The sequence below is a fragment of the Streptomyces sp. NBC_01506 genome, from assembly GCF_045040295.1.
Classification (GTDB): Bacteria; Actinomycetota; Actinomycetes; order Streptomycetales; family Streptomycetaceae; genus Streptomyces.
In genome coordinates, this window is record NZ_CP109422.1 from 1,050,750 (window position 1) to 1,064,227 (window position 13,478).

Consider the following 13,478-nt stretch of genomic DNA (forward strand, 5'->3'; position numbering starts at 1 on the left):
ACCTCGGCCGGGCCGCTCGGCTCGTGGGCCGTCCGGCGGTCGAGGACGAACCGGCCGTCGGACGGACCCGGTCAGCCGACCCGGCCGAGCGGCCCCGGCGCGGGCTCCGGTTCCGGGACCGGGTCGGGGCCCGGCGGATGGGGGATCGGGTCCGGCGACGGCTCGGGAACCGGCGCCGGGCCGGGCAGCGGTCCGGGGCCGGGGCCCGGCTCGGGGCCGGGCGGCCCCGGCGGCGGGGTGGGCGAGGGTACGGGGTCGGGGTACGGATGGGTCATGCCAGTCCTCCAGAAGTGCGGACTCGTGCGTTCCCAATGTCTCCCGGCGCGCGTGCCCACGCGCGCCGGATCCACTCATGACCGGCCCCCGCCCCGCTGATCGGCCCCTGCCCCGCTGCCCCCGCCGGAACTCACCAGCGCGCGGAGTCCGCCTTGAGCTGGGCCTCCGCGGCGCGCACCGTCTCCTCGGACGCGGCGGGGGCCACGGCCGCCTCCTCCGGATGCCGCTGCGTCCACCTGGCGGCGTACGGGCACAGCGGTACGACGGGCACGCCCTCGCGAGCCGCCGTCGCGTAGAACGCCTTCACCAGCGCGCCCGCGATGCCCTTGCCCTCGTGGCCCTGCTCCACCACCGTGTGGACGGCCACGAGCGCGGCGGGGGCGCCGGCCAGCACGAAGTAGCCGATGACGCCGACGAGGTCGTCGCCCTCGTACGCCTCGAATCGGCCCTGCGCCCGGTTGTCGCGGATGTCGGTCTCTGCCATGTCGGGTGTCTCCCTGGTCGTGGTCCTGGGTCATGCGTCGTCGGTCCTGGGTCGTCGGTCCTGGGGGATGTCCCCCCTCAGTTCCCTCAAACCCCTCGGATCCCTCAGTTCTTTCCGATCCGTCAGACGATCCGCAGCGTGCCCCTGGCCGTGGCCGTCGAGTCGGCGCCGACGACGATGTCGACCGCGCCTTCCTCGACCACGTACCGGCCCCGCGGGTCGTTCGTCCAGAAGCCGAAATCCTCCGCGCCGAGACTGAAGCGCACGGTGGTGGACTCCCCGGCCGCGACCGTCACCCGGCGGAATCCGCGCAGGCGCCGTACCGGCTGGACGATGCTCGCGACGGGATCGTGGACATAGAGCTGGACGACTTCGTCCCCCTCGCGCTCACCCGTATTGCGTACGGTGACGGCGACCTCCACCGTGCCGCCCTCGCGCAGGGCCGCCGCGGCGATGGAACTGTGGCTGAGCGAGGGCTCGGAGATGGTGCAGGTCGTATAGCTCAGGCCGTGGCCGAACGGGTAGCGCGGGCCGTCCGGGACGTCCAGATAGCGGGAGACATAGCGCTGGTCCGGATCAGCGGGGTCGTAGGGGCGGCCGGTCCGCTCGTGGTTGTAGTTGACCGGGATCTGGCCGACCGTACGGGGAAAGGACACCGGGAGCCGGCCGCCCGGGTCGACGTCCCCGAACAGCACGTCGGCGATCGCGTTCCCGGCCTCCATGCCGGGGTGCCAGGCCTCCAGTACGGCCGGGGCGTCGTCGGCCCAGTCGCCGAGGGTGAGCGGACGCCCGTTCACGAGGACGACGACGTACGGCTTGCCCGTCGCCGCGACCGCCGCGATCAACTCCTGCTGCCTGCCCGGCAGTCCGATGTCGCTGCGCGAGTTCGCCTCGCCGCTGATGTCCGGGCTCTCCCCCACGACGACGACGGTGACGTCGGCGGCCCGTGCCACCGCGACGGCGTCCGGGAGCGTGCCGGTGTCCCGGCCGGCGGCGTCGATGCCGAGGGCGTGGGTGACGGTGGCGTCCGGTACGGCGGCCCGTACGGCGTCGAGCACGGTGACCGACCGGAACTTGTCCGCGCCGGGCCCCGCCCAGGTGCCCTGGAGATCGTCGGAGTCGGCGAACGGGCCGACGACGGCCAGGGAGCGGACCGTCTTCGCGAGCGGCAACGCGCCCGCCTCGTTCCTGAGCAGCACCATGGAGCGCGCGGCGGCCGTGCGGGCGGCCGACCGGGCCTCGGGCGTCGGCCCGGCGATCTCGGCCTTCTCGGGTACGTACGGGTCGTCGAAGAGGCCGAGACGGAACTTGACGCGCAGGACGCGGGTCACTGCGTCGTCCAGTCGCGCCGCCTCGATCCGTCCCTCGCGCAGCAACTTCCTTCCGTGGTCCACGACATGGGTGCTGACCATCTCCATGTCGACACCGGCGCCCAGCGCGAGCCGGGCGGCGTCCTCGCCGTCGGCGGCGAATCCGTGCGGGATGAGTTCCTGGACACCGGACCAGTCGCTGACGACGAAGCCGTCAAATCCCCAGTCCTGCTTGAGGATTCGGGTGAGCGTTTGCTCGTTGGCGTGTGCGGGGACGCCGCTGATGGTGTTGAACGCGGCCATGACGGTGGCCACTTGGGCGTCCACGGCCACCTTGAACGGCGGCAGGTAGTGGTTGCGCAGCCGCGCCTCGGACACGTCGACGGTGTTGTAGTCCCGGCCGCCCTCGGCCCCGCCGTACGCGACGTAGTGCTTGGCGCAGGCGGCGATCCGGTCCTTCGCCTTCAGGTCGTCGCCCTGGTAGCCGCGTACCTTCGCCGCCGCCAACACCGCGTTCAGATACGGGTCTTCACCGCCGGACTCGGCGATACGGCCCCAGCGCGGCTCGCTGGTGACGTCCATCATCGGCGCGAACGTCCAGTGCACACCGTTGGACCGCGCCTCGGCCGCCGAGACCGACGCGTCCAGCTCGGACACGGCGGGGTCGAAGCTCGCCGCCTGCGCGAGCGGGATCGGGAAGGTGGTCCAGAAGCCATGGATGATGTCGAGGCCGAAGATCAGCGGGATGCCGAGCCGGGACTCCTCGACGGCGATCCGCTGGAGCGCGTTGCTCTCCTTGGCGCCGTGGATGTTCAGCACGGACCCCAACAGGCCCGCGCGGGCCGCCTCTTCGGCCTGCCGGGTCTGGGTGCCGCCGGGGCCGGTGGCCCCCGCCCAGGCGAGCTGCTGGAGCTGGCCGAGCTTTTCGTCGTCGGTCATCCGGGCGAGCAGTTCGGCGACGGGACGGTCGTACGGATCGTTCCTGGCAGGCGGGGCGACCGGTGCGCTGTCCGTCCGGCCGGCCGGGGGGCTTGCCTGTGGGTCGGCCGAGGTGGCGGATTGCACGACTGGGGTCCTTTCGGTGGCGGGCAGGGGTGCCGCCGATGGCGGTCGCACCGATCGTATTGAATCCTCCTTCCCTGGCGGGAGGGGGTTTTCCTCGCCTTCCAGGGTTGGCCGGGGATTTCTGGCTCACGCGGCGGGGTGGGGCTACGCCCCGGGCGCGGTTCGGCTGCGGTTCCCGGCTCGGCCTCGCCGCTCGTACACCGTGCGATACATTTTGCGACGCCTTTGCCACGATCATCTTCAGCAGCGGAGACGAGCTTCTCAATGAACGACATAGTCAACGGACTTGGCCGGGCCGGCGCCTACGGCGCGCTCGGTGTGGTCCTTCTGATCCTCGGTATCGTCCTCGTCGACCTGCTGACTCCGGGAAAGCTCGGCAAGCAGATCTGGGAGGACCGCAACCGCAACGCCGCGGTCCTGCTCAGCTCGGCGCTCCTGGGTATCGGCGGCATCGTCTTCACGTCCATCTGGACGACGTACGACGACTTCGGCAAGGGCCTGGCGTCGACGGCGGCCTTCGGGGTGCTCGGCCTGGTGATGATGGCGCTGGCGTTCCTGGTCGTGGATCTGGTGACGCCGGGCAAGCTGGGCGCGACGCTGGTCGAGGCGGAGCCGCACCCGGCGGTGTGGGTGACGGCGTCGTGCAACATCGCGGTGGCGGCGATCGTGTCGGCGTCGATCGCCTGAACCTGGCCCGGTCGGTCAACTGAACCTGGCCCGGTCGGTCAACGTCCGCGACGGTCCCGGCGATTACGCGGGGACTGCCGCGGGGACCGTCACGGATGTCAGCACGATGCCGTTGTCCGACAGCCAACGCCCGTCGAACGTGTGCAAGGTACGGCTCCCGGCCAGCGCCGGGCCCGCGAGGAGATGGGCCGTGAACGTCCCGCCCGCCGGGTCGAAGACGAGCCGGGCTCCCTCGAACTCCAGGAAGCTCCTCATCAGCGGAAACCACGCCTTGTAGACCGACTCCTTGGCACTGAACAGCAGCCGGTCCCACGCGACGCCCGGCGCGGACTCCAGGAGTTCCTTCACCGCGATCTGCTCGTCGGGCAGGGCCACCGCCTCCAGGACCCCCTCGGGCAGCGGCAGTGCGGGCTCCGCGTCGACACCGATCGCGGTGACCTGCGCGGGCCGGGCGACCACGGCCGCGCGGTAACCCGCACAGTGCGTGATGCTGCCGACCACGCCCTCGGGCCACAGCGGCGCGCCGCGTTCGCCGGTGAGGATCGCACCCGCCGGAGCGCCCAACCGGGTCAGGGCCTGGCGCGCGCAGTGGCGGGCGGTGGTGAACTCGCCCCGGCGCTTGGCCACGGCGGACTTCACCAGCGGCTCCTCCTCGGGGAACAGCGTGGCGTCGGGAAGGTCTCCGTACGCCTCGGCCGTCCGCGCGGCGGCGGGCACGATGCGCTCGATCACCGCGCCACCCCCGCCTCGCCACGGACCGGCAACGGGAGTATCTGCACGGGCCGGCCGGGCTCCTGCGGGCGCCGTCCCCACTCCCTCGGGTAGCCCAGGGAGACCTCCTGATGGGGCACCCCGTCGCACCACATGAGCCGGGGGATGTGCAGATGCCCGTACACGACGGAGGCGGCCCGGAATCGGCGCGGCCAGTCGGCCGAGCCCTCCGTGCCGCACCACAGCGCGAACTCCGGTCGCCACAGCACGTTCGTGGGTTCGCGCACGAGCGGCCAGTGGTTGATCAGGACGGTGGGCAGCTCGGGCGGGATCTCCATGAGCCGTCGCTCGGTGGCCGCGAGCCGGGCTCGGCACCACGCCTCCCTGCTGGGATACGGGTCGGGGTGGAGCAGGAACTCGTCGGTGCAGACGACACCGGCATTCTCGGCCACGGCGAGGGCGGACTCCTTGGAGTACGTTCCGGGCGGCCGGAAGGAGTAGTCGTACAGGAGGAACAGCGGCGCGATCACGGCGGGGCCGCCCTCGCCCTCCCAGACGGGGTACGGATCCTCCGGCGTGACGACGCCCAGTTCCCGGCAGAGCTTCACGAGGTGACGGTACTTCGCGTCGCCCCTGAGCTGGACCGGGTCGTCGGGGGCGGTCCACAGCTCGTGGTTGCCCGGCACCCAGACGACCTTCGCGAACCGCTCGCTGAGCGTGCGCAGCGTCCACTCGATGTCGGACACCAACTCGCCGATGTCACCGGCCACCAGCAGCCAGTCGTGCTCCGACTCGGGCCACAGGGAGCCGGCGATCTTCCGGTTCTCGGAGTACCGGATGTGGAGATCGCTCGTCGCGACGAGCCGTCCGGGATGTCCGGGATATCCGGGCCGTCCTGAGCGTCCGGGCTCCGCCGGGGACGGGGCGGGTGCCGTCGCTGACGCGCCACGTATCTCATAGGTCATCTCGGTCGCTCCGAACTCGGCAGGTTCGCGAATAGCGCATCCGACAAGGATTGGGTACGCGTCCGCGTCGATCAACCCCTCCTCTCCCCCAGTAGGTCGAGGTCGCTGCCCCAGGAGTCGAGTACCGAGCCGTGGCCCGCCCAGCGGGCGGCGCGTTCGACGGTGGCGAAGAGGGCGCGCTGTGTGGCGAGGTCGCCGTCCGCGAGGACGCGCCGGATCTGCGGGATCAGCACGTCGGCGGCCCATGGGGGCGCGCCCAGCGGGTGGTTCCGCAGCTCCCACAGCAGGTACTTGTTGTACGGCCTCACCCGCTGGTGCAGGGCGAACACGACGGTGAGGAGATAGGGGACGCTCTCCGCCGCGTCGAGGTGCGCGTCGGCGGGGCGGCCGTCGCGGTGGCTTTTCGCCGACCGGTAGACGGAGTTGATGTACGCGTCCAGCTCGGAGCGCACCAGACGGTGCGCCTCAAGACCTTCGAGGGTGGCCTTCTCCTCGACGAGTTGTGTGATCGTGCCGTCGAGCCGGTCGAGGAGCACCTGGCAGTGGACGAAGGCGTACCGGTCCCAGGAGTGCGCGTCCGCGGTCAGGGCGTGGGCGCGGAACGCCGACAGGGAGAGCGGCATGACGTCGAGCGCGGGCGAGCGCCGGGCCCCGCCTGCGGCGGGTGGCGTGACCGCGGGGTCGTCGGCCGTGATCACGTAGACGTCGTGGTCGGAGTCGGACGTGGCCATGCCCTGCCGGGCCTGGGATCCACTGAGGACAAGGCCGACCACGTCCGGAGAGGCGGACGCCTGGGCGACGAAGTCGCTGAACTCTGGACTCCTGGATGGCCGTCCGTGCGACGGACCGGTGCGCTGCGGCACGGTGATCTCTCCTCGCGAGAACTGGTTCACATCGGTGGCTGTGGCTGTGCCTGTGGCTGTGCCGGGGCGGGTGGCGCCGGCCGGGAGAGATCACTTCACGGGGGGAGGTTATCGGGCGGGCCGAGGAGGAGAGAACTGCTTTTCCGGGGGCTGTCAGTGGTGCCCGATACGGTTGGCGCACACGACCGAGGAGACATGGTGGCTACCAACTGGAGTCTGACGATCGACTGCGCGCAGCCCGCGAAACTGGCTGAGTTCTGGGCGCTCGCGCTGGGGTATGTCGAACCGCCGCCGCCGACCGGTTATGCGACCTGGGAGGCGTGGTTGGCCGACTGCGGGGTTCCGGAGGAGGAGTGGGACGACGGCGCGTATCTCGCGGATCCGGACGGGGTGGGCCCGTCGCTGTCCTTCCTCAAGGTCCCGGAGTCGAAGGTGGCGAAGAACCGGCTGCATCTGGACCTGCGGGTCGGTGGTGGCCGGGACATCCCCTGGGAGACACGGTGGCCACGCGTCCTGGCCACGGTCGAGCGCCTGACGGCGGCGGGCGCGACGACGCTCCGGGAGTACGAGATGAACGGCAGACCGGACCATGTGCTGATGGCCGACCCGGAGGGGCACGAGTTCTGCGTCGTCTGACGCGTCGGCCCGCCCACCCGCTTGTAGACGTTCCGTCAAGAGTTAGACTTTGCGTCTACCTCGGGGAGTGACCATGGACGTCTATCTCGACCCGCGTTCCGGGCGGACCTATCCACTCGACGCACGGCGTTGGCAGGGCGACGACGGCGCGCCCCTCACCGTCGAGCCTCGGCCGGGCATCGGGCCGGAGCGTGTGGAGAGCGCCACCCGCTCCCTGTGGCGCTACCGCGCCGCGCTTCCCGGCGCCATCGCCCGGCCCGTGTCGCTCGGCGAGGGCTGCACCCCGCTGATCGACGGGCGTTGGGGTGATACGGACGTGCGCTTCAAGCTCGAGTGGTTCAATCCCAGCGGCAGCTTCAAGGACCGCGGTACCAGCGTGATGGTGTCGCTGCTCGCCCAGGCCGGGGTGGAGTCGGTGGTCGAGGACAGCTCCGGCAACGGTGGCTCCTCGGTCGCGGCCTACTGCGCCGCCGCCGGTATCCGGGCCCGGATCCTGGCCCCGGAGGGGACGTCCCCGGCGAAGGTCCTGCAAGCACGGGCGTACGGCGCCGAGGTGGCGCTGGTGGCGGGCGACCGGAGCGCAACCTCCGAGCAGGCGATACGGGAGGCACGGACCACCGCCTACGCCAGCCACAACTGGCATCCCTTCTTCCTCCAGGGCACCAAGACTCTGGCCTACGAGCTGTGGGAGGACCTGGGCTTCACGGCGCCGGACGTCGTCGTCACGGTGGCGGGCGCGGGCAGTATCGTCCTCGGCTGCGACCTCGGCTTCGGCGAACTGCTCGCGGCCGGCCAGATCGAGCGGCTGCCCCGGTTGCTGGTCGCCCAGCCCGAACGGTGCGCGCCCATCCACGCGGCCTTCCAAGGCGACCCCGCCACCGGCACCGGCGCCGGCTTCGGGCCCACCATCGCCGAAGGCACAGCCATCAGGTCGCCCGTCCGGCTGCCCGAGGTCGTCGACGCGATCCGGCGATCCGGCGGGGACACCGTGGCGATCCCGGAGAGTGACATCATCGCGGCGACCCGCCGTCTGGCGGGGATCGGACTGTACGCGGAACCGACCTCAGCGTCGGCCGCCGCCGCGATCGACGCCTTCGTGGCCCGGGGAGCGATTCGCCCCGGTGAGAAGGCCGTTGTCGTCCTGACCGGGTCCGGGCTCAAGGCCGCCGCGGCGATGGGCAAGGTCATCGCATGACCGAGGACGAGCTGCTGCTGCGCGAGGCCGAGACGATCGTGACCGCCGTCGGCCGCATGTTCCCGGGGCTGTGCGAAGTCGTCCTGCACGACCTGCGGAATCCGGAGCACTCGGTCCACGCGATCGAGAACAACCTGTCCGGCCGCTCCGTCGGCGACCCGGCCACCGAGCTCGGTATCGCCCGTATCCGGGACCCCGGCTATCCCAACGTCATCCAGAACTACCCGAACTCGTTCCCCGACGGCCGCCCGGCGAAGAGCACGTCCATCGGCATCAGGAACAGCGAGGGCGAGTACGTCGCCGCGATCTGTCTGAATCTCGACGTCTCGCTGTTCACCACCGTCGCCCGCGGTCTGCACAACCTGATCCGCACCGACGAACAGAAACAGCCCTTCAGCGAGACCCTGCGGGCACGTACGGCTGACGAACTCCGCACGCTGGCCGAGGAGTACGCGGCCGCGCGCGGCCGGACGCCGCGCGCCCTGCACTCGACGGACAAGAAGCGCATGATCCGCTTCCTGCGCGACGAGGGCTTCCTGGACGTGAAGAACGCGGTTCGGACACTCGCCGACATCACCGGCGTCTCGCGCGCCACCGTCTACAACTACCTCAAGTGACCGCCCGCCGACCCGCGTTCCCGTTCCCGCTCCCGTTCTCAGGGCCGTAGTACAGCGCAAGGAACTCCTCCATGGCCGCGTCGACACCGGCGTGATCACCGGTGGCCAGCAGGTCCAGCAGCAGCCCACGGACAACGGCGAGTCCCATCCGGGCACGGGCGCGTGCGGTGCCGGGGTCGCCTCCTGCGGCGACGTCGGCGGCCACGAGCGGGTCGAGCCAGTTCGTGACAAGCCCGTCCAGCACCGGGACGGCCTCGGGCCGGCCTTGCAGTGCCTGCCCGCAGATCTCGAAGAAAAGCCGCTCCTGGCCCGCCAGTTGTGGATGCGCCAGTTGCCGCCACAGGCGCCGGGCGGCCTCGGCCGGGGCAAGGCCGGGCTCCGACAGCAGGTGGGCCAGCAGCTCACGCTGACGCAGCTCGGACGCCCGGACGATCTCCACGAACAACCGCTCCTTGGAGCCGAAGTGGTGGATCAGCATGCGGTGGCTGGTGCCGATCGCCGCGCCCAGGCGGCGCAGACTCAGCTCCGCGATGCCGTGCTCGGAGACGTAATCCACGGCCGCGTCCAGCAGTTGGGCGCGCCGGCCTGTGTCCGCGTTCACCATGTTCGCCACGCGCCGAGTGTACCGACCGGTACACGCCCTATGTACCATGCGGTACATGAGGTCTGTCACCGTATCGATCGACGTGCCGCAAACACCCGAGCAGGTCTACGACTTCCTCGATGTCATGGCCCACCACGAGGCGTTCACCGACCATTACCTGACCAACTGGCGCTACAGCGGCCCCGGTCGGGGTGTCGGCTCGGGCGCGACCGTCACCGCCGCGCTGGGCGGCACCAAGAGCGACGTCACCATCGAGGTGGTCGAGGCGGAGCCGCCGCGACGCATTGTCGAACGGAACATCAGCGCGGCCGGCCGGCGCCGGGCGCACGGCACGTACGACATCGAACCGCTGCCGACCGGCGGGAGCCGGGTCTCGTTCACGTATGCCTGGGTACGCGCTCCACTCATCGAGCGCCTGCTGGCCCCCGCCGTCCGGGCCACGATGCGGCGCGCCAACCGGACGGTCATGCGACGCCTGGCCGCCGAGCTGGCCCGCCACGTCGCCACGACGGAGTCGTGACGCGCGGCGGGCCTCAGCCTCAGGCGACCTGGCCGCTCATCATGATGCAGCCGGCGTTCGTCATGACTACTGCCGCCAAGACGGCCAAGGAAAAAATGAAGTTGGTGACCGTCAGACGTTTGCGCACGTTCGAAGCCCTCCCGGGTGATCATCACTGGAGCCGGAAGGGTATCAACATATGGACGAGCCGATTGACGGACCCCTGTTCGAGCGTTACGCCCTATTCGTCGTCGTGCACGGCAGAACGTACATCCGGTTCCACCCCACCCAGGCGTTCGACATCATTCAAGCGTCTACCAATTGTGCGCGCCTGGACGCTGTCCCGACGTCGAACCAACTGGAACGCCTCACGCAATGCCATACGGGCCTCGTCCACATCTCCGACCGTGAGCCGTACCTCCGCCAGCAACGTCCGCGCGGCGGTTTCCTCATCAAGGTCGTGGGTACGGGCGGCGATGGCCACCGCCGCCCGAAGCCGGTCCGTCGCCGCAGCCAGTCGGCCCTCGGCGAAGTCCGCGCGCCCGAGGCAACGCAGAGCCTGGACCTCATGGTGAGCGGCTCCTATGTCATGCGCGATCCGCAGCGCTTCGAGGTGATGCCGGACGGACGCCTCGGCGTCTCCCAGCCGCCAGTGCGCCTCGCCCATGCCGACCAGCGTCTCGGCCTGGCTCTTTCTGTCACCGAGCGAGCGAAACTCTGAAAGGGTGTCGCCGAACAATCGCAGAGCTGCTGCGGATTCACCCGAATCGGCAAGGGTTTCGGCCAGGTTTCTACGTACCGTCGCACGGTCGTATCGACTCCCGCCAGCCTCCAGGAAAGATATCGATTCCTCGAAAGAATGACGGGCCAGTCCCACTTCACCGGCCTGCATCTGCAATTCTCCCATGTTGTTGAGCGTCCGGGCGGATGCCGTCTCATCACCTGCTTCCCTGAATCCCGCCAATGCGTTGCGGAAATGCTCCAACGCCCGGCCGCGTTCCCCGAGGGACAACAAGGTGACAGCGATATTATTCCGAATGCGTGCCATGTCCCGGACGTCGCCCGACAGCGATCTGATAGAGAAAGATTTCTGGAACAGAACGAGAGCCGTGCGGTTCTCTCCGAGATGCCAGTTCAGCGTGCCGAGGACCCGTAACGCCTCGGCCTCGGCGGGTCCGTCGCCCAGCGTGCGCGCCAACTCCAGCGCGCGTTCGCCCGCCTTGGCGGCCTCCGCGTAGGCCCCGACGCTCGCGTCCGCCGCACACAGGTCGATCAGGGCGCGGCAGAGCGCCGGCTCGTTGTCCGTACGGTCCCAGACGGCGACGGCGTGCCGCAGAAGCCTTCCGGCATCCCGCCAGTAGCACTCCGATTGGAGGAAGCCCGCCAGGGCGGAAGCGAGTTGGGCCGCGCGTTCGGGAGCACCGTCGCGCCGGGCATGGCCCTCGACGGCGAGCAGGTTTCCCCGCTCCTCGGCAAGCCAAGAACGTGCGGCGGCCGGGTCCGGGAAGGACGGCGCCGGCGCCGTGAGCGTCGGCGTCGGCGACAGAGGCAGGGTCGACAGGTCCAGGCGTACTCGCTCGGGATAGGCGATTCGGTCCGCGAGATCCGCCGTACGCAGGTAGAAATCCGTCAGTCGGGCGACAGCCTGCCGACGATCGCGTTCACCGTCCTCCGAATCGGATAGACCACGGGCATATTCACGCAACAGATCGTGATAGCGATATCGGTCCGGTACAGGCTCTCTGAGCAGGTGGAATGCGAGCAGACCCTCGAGTAGTCGCTCCGTCGTATCCGGCGGCAGCCCCAGCAGGGCCGCCGCCGCATCGGCCGTGAAATCCGGTCCGGGATGCAGCCCGAGGCGGCGAAACGCGGTCCGTTGCTGTGCGGTGAGGGTCCGGTAGGAGAGAGCGAATGCCCGGGTCATCTCCTGTTCCTGATCGGCGGTGCGAATTTCCGCCAGCCGCCCCGGACTTCGGGCAAGGCGCTCGGCGAGGACGCTCAGCGTCCAGGATGTACGGGCCCGGAACCGGTGCGCCACCAACTCGATCGCGAGGGGCAGATACCCGCAGAGCCGGACGATTCGTACCGTCTCCGCGATGTCCCTGGTGCGCTCCTCGCCCGCGAAGCCGCGAAAGAGCGTGATGGCGTCCTCCTTCGACAGGACGTCGAGCGGGACGGACAACGCCTGTGGAATCCCGGTCAGATGGCGGCGGCTGGCGATGATCGTCAGGGACGGCGACCCGCCCGGAAGGAGCGGGCGAAGCTGGTCGGGTCCCGTCGCGTCGTCCAGGACGATGATCACCCGGCGCTCGGCCAGCATGGTCCGCCACAGCGCCGTACGCCCCTCCAGCTCCGCCGGAATCGAGAAGGCCGGCGCGCCGAGCAGCCTCAGCAGAGTGCCCAGCGCGGCCCTGGCGGTGAGCGGTTCCTGGGCGGGCGAGTGCCCGAGGAGGTCGAGGTAGATCGCCCCGTCGGGGTAGCTCTCGGCGAGCAGCCGGGCGGTGGCGACGACCAGGGCGGTCTTGCCGACCCCGGCCATTCCGCTGACCGCCTCGACGGTGACGACCGATCCGCCGGGCGCCACCTTGTCGGCGATCATGGAGGTCAGCGCCTGTAACTCCTTCCGGCGCCCCACGAGCGTCGGTTGCTGGGGCAGATTCCGGGGCGGCGGCACATCGGGCGGGGGCTGTGGCACGGGGACGGCGGACGCGGGTCCATCAGGCACGGGCACGGGTCCGTCGAGCGTAACCGCCGCCGCGGAAGCGGCCGTCCCTGCCGAGCCTGCCGTCCGCTCCCCGGCACCCCCGTGGGCCAGCTCACGTGCCGGTACGCGGGCCAGCACACCCTGGTGGATGGCGTTCAACTCGGCGCCCGGGAGCGCCCCGTACTCCTCCATGAGCGACTGCCGCGCCCGCTGGTGGACCCGGAGCGCGTCCGTGTACCGCCCGCCGCCGTAATACGCGAGCATCAACTGGCCGAGCAGCGTCTCGTCCCTGGGGTACCGGTCGACCAACGCGGACAGCTCCCCGACCTGTTCGGCGAAGCGCCCCAGCCGCAGCCCGGCGGCGATACGTGACACGTCGGCGCTCAGCCGCGTCTCCGCCAGGGTTCTCCGTACGGTCGCCGCCCAGAATCCGGGAAGCCCCGCCAGCGCCTCGCCCTGCCACAACTCCTCGGCGCGGGACAGCAGTTCCACGGCCCGCTCGTCACTGTCACTGGCGAACGCCGCGTCGACGAAGTGCTGGAAGCGCTGCCGGTCCACCGAGTCGCGCGCGGCCCGCAGGGTGTAGGTGTGCGCCCGGCTGACGATGCCGGGTGCGCCCGGCCCGGTGCCGGCCGCCCGCAGTCGCCGGCGGATGCGCGAGACATAGGTGTGCGCGTTCTCGCGGGCGCGCGCCGGTGGGTCGCCGTCCCAGAGCCGTTCCATGAGTACGTTGATGGCGACGGGCCGACCCACATCAAGCGCGAGCGCGGCCAGCAACACCCGCTCCTTGTCCGATCCGAGCGTCAGCCACCGACCGTTCAGCCGAAGCCCCACCGGTCCGAGAATCTGAAATTCCACCAGC

At 70.4% G+C, this 13,478-nt stretch carries 13 protein-coding genes; 5 read left to right on the forward strand and 8 right to left on the reverse strand.

Annotated features, from left to right (window positions below):
- Nucleotides 1-71: 71 nt before the first annotated feature.
- The 3 genes from OG329_RS04200 to OG329_RS04210 form a co-directional block, all read right to left on the reverse strand.
- A complete protein-coding gene (locus tag OG329_RS04200; protein ID WP_405792914.1) occupies nt 72-275 on the reverse strand; it encodes a hypothetical protein in 204 nt (67 codons plus the stop codon).
- A gap of 131 nt (nt 276-406) precedes the next feature.
- Complete coding sequence (locus OG329_RS04205; RefSeq protein ID WP_405792916.1) at nt 407-760, reverse strand: GNAT family N-acetyltransferase; 354 nt, start codon at nt 758-760, stop codon at nt 407-409.
- Between the two features lie 122 nt (nt 761-882).
- A complete protein-coding gene (locus tag OG329_RS04210) occupies nt 883-3,009 on the reverse strand; it encodes a glycoside hydrolase family 3 N-terminal domain-containing protein (protein WP_405801636.1) in 2,127 nt (708 codons plus the stop codon).
- 390 nt (nt 3,010-3,399) lie between these two features.
- On the opposite strand from OG329_RS04210, the gene OG329_RS04215 reads away from it, so the two are divergent.
- Entirely contained in the window at nt 3,400-3,822 is a 423-nt protein-coding gene (locus OG329_RS04215) for a DUF350 domain-containing protein (protein WP_405792918.1), read from the forward strand.
- A gap of 63 nt (nt 3,823-3,885) precedes the next feature.
- Here OG329_RS04215 and OG329_RS04220 read toward each other — a convergent pair whose 3' ends face one another.
- The 3 genes from OG329_RS04220 to OG329_RS04230 all read right to left on the reverse strand — a co-directional run bounded on the left by OG329_RS04220 (nt 3,886) and on the right by OG329_RS04230 (nt 6,361).
- Nucleotides 3,886-4,554: a 4'-phosphopantetheinyl transferase gene (locus OG329_RS04220; protein WP_405792919.1), complete on the reverse strand. Its 669-nt coding sequence runs from the start codon at nt 4,552-4,554 to the stop codon at nt 3,886-3,888.
- Nucleotides 4,551-5,498 (reverse strand): metallophosphoesterase family protein, encoded by a 948-nt coding sequence (locus OG329_RS04225; protein WP_405792921.1) that lies wholly within the window; start codon nt 5,496-5,498, stop codon nt 4,551-4,553. Before OG329_RS04225 ends, OG329_RS04220 begins: the two co-directional genes overlap by 4 nt.
- 71 nt (nt 5,499-5,569) lie before the next feature.
- Complete coding sequence (locus OG329_RS04230; protein WP_405792923.1) at nt 5,570-6,361, reverse strand: hypothetical protein; 792 nt, start codon at nt 6,359-6,361, stop codon at nt 5,570-5,572.
- Nucleotides 6,362-6,559: 198 nt separating this feature from the next.
- Here OG329_RS04230 and OG329_RS04235 point away from each other — a divergent pair, with 198 nt between their 5' ends.
- The 3 genes from OG329_RS04235 to OG329_RS04245 all read left to right on the forward strand — a co-directional run bounded on the left by OG329_RS04235 (nt 6,560) and on the right by OG329_RS04245 (nt 8,809).
- Complete coding sequence (locus OG329_RS04235; protein ID WP_405801637.1) at nt 6,560-6,997, forward strand: VOC family protein; 438 nt, start codon at nt 6,560-6,562, stop codon at nt 6,995-6,997.
- Nucleotides 6,998-7,070: 73 nt separating this feature from the next.
- Nucleotides 7,071-8,192, forward strand: a complete 1,122-nt coding sequence (locus OG329_RS04240) for a pyridoxal-phosphate dependent enzyme (protein WP_405792925.1) — start codon at nt 7,071-7,073, stop codon at nt 8,190-8,192.
- Nucleotides 8,189-8,809 carry a transcriptional regulator gene (locus tag OG329_RS04245; RefSeq protein WP_405792927.1) on the forward strand — a complete coding sequence of 207 codons (621 nt, stop codon included), beginning with the start codon at nt 8,189-8,191 and terminating at the stop codon, nt 8,807-8,809. The genes OG329_RS04240 and OG329_RS04245 overlap by 4 nt, the downstream gene beginning before the upstream one ends.
- On the opposite strand, the gene OG329_RS04250 is transcribed toward OG329_RS04245, so the two are convergent.
- Complete coding sequence (locus OG329_RS04250) at nt 8,802-9,413, reverse strand: TetR/AcrR family transcriptional regulator (RefSeq protein WP_405801639.1); 612 nt, start codon at nt 9,411-9,413, stop codon at nt 8,802-8,804. The genes OG329_RS04245 and OG329_RS04250 overlap by 8 nt on opposite strands.
- A gap of 55 nt (nt 9,414-9,468) precedes the next feature.
- On the opposite strand from OG329_RS04250, the gene OG329_RS04255 reads away from it, so the two are divergent.
- A complete protein-coding gene (locus OG329_RS04255) occupies nt 9,469-9,933 on the forward strand; it encodes an SRPBCC family protein (RefSeq protein ID WP_405792929.1) in 465 nt (154 codons plus the stop codon).
- Between the two features lie 220 nt (nt 9,934-10,153).
- On the opposite strand, the gene OG329_RS04260 is transcribed toward OG329_RS04255, so the two are convergent.
- Nucleotides 10,154-13,474, reverse strand: coding sequence for an AfsR/SARP family transcriptional regulator (locus OG329_RS04260; protein WP_405792931.1), 3,321 nt, complete (start codon nt 13,472-13,474; stop codon nt 10,154-10,156).
- Nucleotides 13,475-13,478 lie beyond the last annotated feature (4 nt).

Bases quoted from the DNA above. Each gene is read 5' to 3' on its own strand.
- OG329_RS04200 (WP_405792914.1), bottom strand. From the start codon at position 275: ATGACCCATCCGTACCCCGACCCCGTACCCTCGCCCACCCCGCCGCCG.
- OG329_RS04205 (WP_405792916.1), bottom strand. From the start codon at position 760: ATGGCAGAGACCGACATCCGCGACAACCGGGCGCAGGGCCGATTCGAG.
- OG329_RS04210 (WP_405801636.1), bottom strand. From the start codon at position 3,009: ATGACCGACGACGAAAAGCTCGGCCAGCTCCAGCAGCTCGCCTGGGCG.
- OG329_RS04215 (WP_405792918.1), top strand. From the start codon at position 3,400: ATGAACGACATAGTCAACGGACTTGGCCGGGCCGGCGCCTACGGCGCG.
- OG329_RS04225 (WP_405792921.1), bottom strand. From the start codon at position 5,498: ATGACCTATGAGATACGTGGCGCGTCAGCGACGGCACCCGCCCCGTCC.
- OG329_RS04240 (WP_405792925.1), top strand. From the start codon at position 7,071: ATGGACGTCTATCTCGACCCGCGTTCCGGGCGGACCTATCCACTCGAC.
- OG329_RS04245 (WP_405792927.1), top strand. From the start codon at position 8,189: ATGACCGAGGACGAGCTGCTGCTGCGCGAGGCCGAGACGATCGTGACC.
- OG329_RS04250 (WP_405801639.1), bottom strand. From the start codon at position 9,413: ATGGTGAACGCGGACACAGGCCGGCGCGCCCAACTGCTGGACGCGGCC.
- OG329_RS04255 (WP_405792929.1), top strand. From the start codon at position 9,469: ATGAGGTCTGTCACCGTATCGATCGACGTGCCGCAAACACCCGAGCAG.